Source organism: Methylotenera sp., assembly GCF_029945705.1.
Taxonomy (GTDB): domain Bacteria; phylum Pseudomonadota; class Gammaproteobacteria; order Burkholderiales; family Methylophilaceae; genus Methylotenera.
In genome coordinates this window covers 1-4,499 of sequence record NZ_JAQSDC010000015.1, presented here as the reverse complement: position 1 = coordinate 4,499, position 4,499 = coordinate 1, and the positions used below count along the sequence as shown (strand labels likewise).

Genomic DNA, 4,499 nt, shown 5'->3' with positions numbered 1-4,499 from the left:
TTAAGTAATTATAATCTCTTAACTTGTGTCGCATTTTATTAGACCATTACACCTAGCTTACGTGCTTGCTCTTCAACCTCAAACCAAGGCTTACACATATAGAGGTCTAGCATGGCCTTAGCTTCTTTGCTCTGAGCTATCACGCATCCATCGTTGTTCGAGAGGACTACAACAGGCGTGTCTCTTAGGTCTGGCCTAAAGACTTTCTCGCAGGACGCATAAAACGAATTAGCGTCACAGAGCGCGTATACACGGTTATTTTGGTTGGTGAATGACATAGGTTACGATACCGAATATCACTAGCTCCTGCCCCTCAGAAAACGTGATTGGCGCATGGTCTGGATGCTCAGAAAGCAGCTTTATCACATCCCCACGTTTATATAGTCGCTTGACCATCCACTCACCATCTACAGCAGCGATAATGATGCTAGAGGACTTAGGTTTAACAGCTCGGTCTACTATCACTGTATCACCTTCAAAGATGCCTACTCCCTCCATTGAGTTACCTTTTACCTCAAAGAAGAAGGTAGCTGGTGGGTTGTTGATGTAGCGCTCATTAAGGTCTAGGAACTTCTGCTCGTAGTCCTGCGCTGGTGAAGGAAACCTAGACTGACCTGCTGATACTGTAGCACTGTAGACAGGTCTAGCTAGCGCTATCGGATTAAGTGAAGCTTGCAGTACTGGAGGCATAGGCTCTAGTGGCTTAGCTACTTTATTCTTGAATGCTTCGAGATACACCAGTACATCAGACTTGATGCTGCTAGGCACTCTGATTACAGAGGTCTTCTCCCCGTATGGACTCATTGGCTTCTTAGGGCCTGAGTTAGGTCTTTTACCGCCTTGTGACACTTTTAACCTTTTTGAACTATGTAACAGTGTTCAATTTACCATAATTAGATTATCATGGTCAAATAGACTACTCTAATAAATATTTTGTTTAAGTCTATTTTTTTAAATTAGTTTAATTAGAAAAAATTGATTAAAACACGATGACTAAAGCTCGCAACTACTCTGAACCAACAAAGAAGAAGCTATTCGCGTTATCAGGAAATCAATGTGCTGCACCAACTTGCGATAATCCGCTTATTTCAAAAGACCATACAACTGTAACAACTGAAATTTGTCATATTGAGGCGGCAAGCCCAAATGGACCTCGGTATAACTCCTTAATGACTGATGATGAAAGAAGGCATTTTAATAACTTGCTATTGCTTTGTGGCGTGTGCCATCCGATTGTAGACAATAAAGAAAACGAACATCAATATCCTGTAGAGTTACTTAAGGAATGGAAAAAAAATCACGAAAGTACTAAGACATATCAACTTTCAAATAATACCTCTTTGCTTATAAAAGCAATCAATGTGATAGCAACTAGTGATTTTGAGGAAGTTGATGAAAAGGGGGATACTGAGGCGTTTGATATAAGACATAAAATTGAACATAATCAAGTAAAGCGTATGAGGCCGATGCTTGAAGAGTACAAAGTATATTTCAGAAAGATTAACCCCCTTTATGCAGAGTTAGAGTTACAGGGTTCATTTACAAAAGAAAAGTTGTTGAGAAATATAAAACAGATTTATCTACGTGAAAAAGGAAAATACCTTTCAGGCTATGATGATGAAATGACTGCTGTAAGGATTCATGCAGATGATATTTTTGAAGGAGTAGAGGTTCAATTGCATGAACTAGCTGAAAAGCACGGGAGGTCAATTAGCGAAGACTTGTCTTTTGGAATATCGGTAATAATGACTGATGCGTTTATGAAGTGTAAGATTTTGGAAGAACCTCCAAAATGATTGTTAGTAAAAATATACACCCAGAAAGAAATTTATATTTTACAGGTGCGATAGTGCTTAAGTTGCTGGAAAATTCATTGAACGAAGAGCTGGACTTATTTTCTCTTTATCACCGAGTGAATCAGAATGCCAAAATGACTATCAACTTGTTGTTATTAACTCTTGATTGGCTATTTTTACTTGGCTCGATTAAGTTTAATGAAGGCAAAATAATCAAGTGTTTTTGAAGTATCTAAAAATTGAGGCCAATGGTAACTTGATACGGGAGATTCCTTTTAAAAAGGGAATCAACTTAATAGTTGATGAAAGCGCTACTAAAACCACACAGGAGTCAGGTAACAATGTTGGCAAAACAACTGTTCTTCGATTAATTGACTATTGCTTGGGCGGTAATGGCGTAAATATTTATAAAGACCCAGAGTTTAGAGATAAGTCTAACTCGACAATTGAGTCATTCCTTAAAAATAAAAACGTCGTAATTACTCTTTGCCTAAAAGAGTCGCTCGATAACCCAACATCTTCTGAAATACTTATAAGAAGAAATTTCCTCGCCCACTCGGAAAAGCTTCAGGAAATTAATGGCGAGTTCTACTCCAACATTAACAATTTTCGGAATGAACTAAAAAAACTAATTTTTAAAACAGATTCTCTGAAGCCGTCTTTCAAACAAATGATTGCAAAGAACATCCGTGATGAAAAGAATAGGCTTCAAAATACTGTGAAAGTGCTTCATTCAACTACTACACAGGACGAATACGAGGCACTATATTTATTTTGGCTTGGTATAAATGTAGGCGACGCGAACAGAAAACAAACGTTGTTACATGAAAAGAAAATCGAGTCTGACCTTCAGAAAAGGCTTGCTAGAGATAGCAGTCCCTCGCTAGTTGAGCAATCATTGCTAGTTATAGATAGGCAAATTAATGAACTTGAACACAAAAAGAGTGCATTTAATGTAAATCCGAGATATGAGGAGGCATTAGCTGACCTAAATAAAATTAAAATTGAAATCAGCAGAAAGTCCACTTCTCTAAGTAGATTGGAATTAAGGAGAGACCTAATTGTTGAAAGTAAAGATGAACTTGAGGCAGAGTTTTCAGACGTCGATATCGAGCAATTGAAAGATATCTATGCCGAAGCTAAAACTTTAATTCCAAGCATCCAAAAGTCTTTTGAAGACACTCTAGCTTTTCATAACTCAATGGTATTGGAGAAGTTTAAATATATTACTACAGAACTTCCAGACTTGAATGACGAAATTAGGTTAGAAGAAAATACTATCAAGCAACTACTCGTATTAGAAACTGAAGCTGTTCAGGTAATTAGAAATTCAAACATAGTGGACGATTTGCAGGTAATAGTTAAGCAGCTAAATGAGGCTCATGAAAGAAAAGGGGCTTTGGATGAGCAATTGAGGTTATGGCATTCTACGTTAACAAAATCAAAGACAATTGAAGGCGAGCTAGATTTAATCAATTATGGAATTGAAAGCTTAGATAATTTGATTCAGCAAAGAATAGCTATTTTTAATGAATACTTCTCCTCAATTTCAACCAAGCTATATGGAGAAGCATTTGTACTTAGTACAGCAAAAAATGATAAGGGTTACGAGTTAGTAATTAGCTCTATATCAGGAAATTTAGGTACGGGTAAGAAAAAGGGTCAAATTGCAGCTTTTGATTTGGCCTATGTGCAATTTGCTGATGCACTTGGAATTGAATGCTTACACTTCATCCTTAGTGACCAAATAGAGAATGTCCATGACAATCAAATTACTAGTTTGTTGAACGAGGTGGTCAATGCTACGAATTGCCAGTACATATTGCCAGTTCTTAGGGATAAATTACCTAAGGATATTGATGTTAATAAATACACAGCGCTGTCTTTATCTCAAAATTCAAAACTTTTCAAAATTTAATCAAGTGAGTATTTTGTAGTTTAAGGATATAATGAAAGTATAAGAGTTTGTCCTTTTTTGTCCTTTTGAGTAGGACAATCAGCTTGAGTATTAAGGTTTATGGCTTTAGTCTCTATGCCAGCTGTAGCTCAGTTGGTAGAGTCCAGGATTGTGATTCCTGTTGTCGTGGGTTCGAGCCCCATCAGCCACCCCAATATTTCTAGATTAATTATCAGCCATACTGTTGCTATCACGATATATATTCCCATGTGGTTTAAGTTGTAATGACTAAGGTGATTTTGGCTAGCAATTCAGATTAAAGTGCAGAATTAAACGGTACTTCTACTCATCACAATTTAATTACATAGTAATTTTTATTATAGTATTCAAACTCAAAAACCACTCAAGACTTCAGTTTAGATATACTGTAAGGAAAATCTAATCGAATTAACCGCTAATTTTGAATACTGTCAATTTGCATTCAGTGCTAAACAAGCTTATCACGCTCACAAGTGAGCGTGATGTGGTGGTGCTAGAGCAATCCTTGGCAGAGGCATTGTTTGAGTTAGTAGATGTGTCTGATATCGATAACACTAAATCTGTTGTTATTTATCACCCTGACGATACTAGAAAGCAGCCTCTTTCTGCTATTGTTATTGGCAAAAGTGCTGAGCAATCTAATTTCTCAGCTGCGTTTAAGCAGTTGCTAATTGATTGCTTTAAGTCAGGTAAATATGGCATGCATGAGCAAACTGGGTATTATGGCCCATCGTGACCAGTAAAAACGGTCCAACGTGACCGCTGAT

The 4,499-nt window shown here is 37.1% G+C and carries 5 protein-coding genes and 1 pseudogene; 4 read left to right on the top strand and 2 right to left on the bottom strand.

Annotated elements, in window-relative coordinates:
- Positions 1–44 precede the first annotated feature (44 nt).
- Together PSU78_RS04325 and PSU78_RS04320 are read right to left on the bottom strand one after the other, a co-directional pair.
- A pseudogene (locus tag PSU78_RS04325) lies at positions 45–278 on the bottom strand (DNA polymerase V subunit UmuC); the annotation flags it as partial.
- Complete coding sequence (locus tag PSU78_RS04320; RefSeq protein ID WP_300384800.1) at positions 256–804, bottom strand: LexA family transcriptional regulator; 549 nt, start codon at positions 802–804, stop codon at positions 256–258. The pseudogene PSU78_RS04325 and the gene PSU78_RS04320, both read right to left, overlap by 23 nt.
- Before the next feature lie 185 nt (positions 805–989).
- Between PSU78_RS04320 and PSU78_RS04315 the strand changes: the two genes are divergently transcribed.
- The 4 genes from PSU78_RS04315 to PSU78_RS04305 all read left to right on the top strand — a co-directional run bounded on the left by PSU78_RS04315 (position 990) and on the right by PSU78_RS04305 (position 4,468).
- On the top strand, positions 990–1,796 hold the full coding sequence (locus PSU78_RS04315; protein WP_300384797.1) for an ABC-three component system protein: 807 nt from the start codon (positions 990–992) through the stop codon (positions 1,794–1,796).
- Positions 1,793–2,023 (top strand): ABC-three component system middle component 6, encoded by a 231-nt coding sequence (locus tag PSU78_RS13990; RefSeq protein ID WP_367186316.1) that lies wholly within the window; start codon positions 1,793–1,795, stop codon positions 2,021–2,023. The genes PSU78_RS04315 and PSU78_RS13990 overlap by 4 nt, the downstream gene beginning before the upstream one ends.
- A 29-nt stretch (positions 2,024–2,052) precedes the next feature.
- Positions 2,053–3,714 (top strand): DUF2326 domain-containing protein, encoded by a 1,662-nt coding sequence (locus PSU78_RS04310; RefSeq protein WP_300384795.1) that lies wholly within the window; start codon positions 2,053–2,055, stop codon positions 3,712–3,714.
- 439 nt (positions 3,715–4,153) lie between these two features.
- Complete coding sequence (locus PSU78_RS04305) at positions 4,154–4,468, top strand: hypothetical protein (RefSeq protein ID WP_300384792.1); 315 nt, start codon at positions 4,154–4,156, stop codon at positions 4,466–4,468.
- Positions 4,469–4,499: the final 31 nt, after the last annotated feature.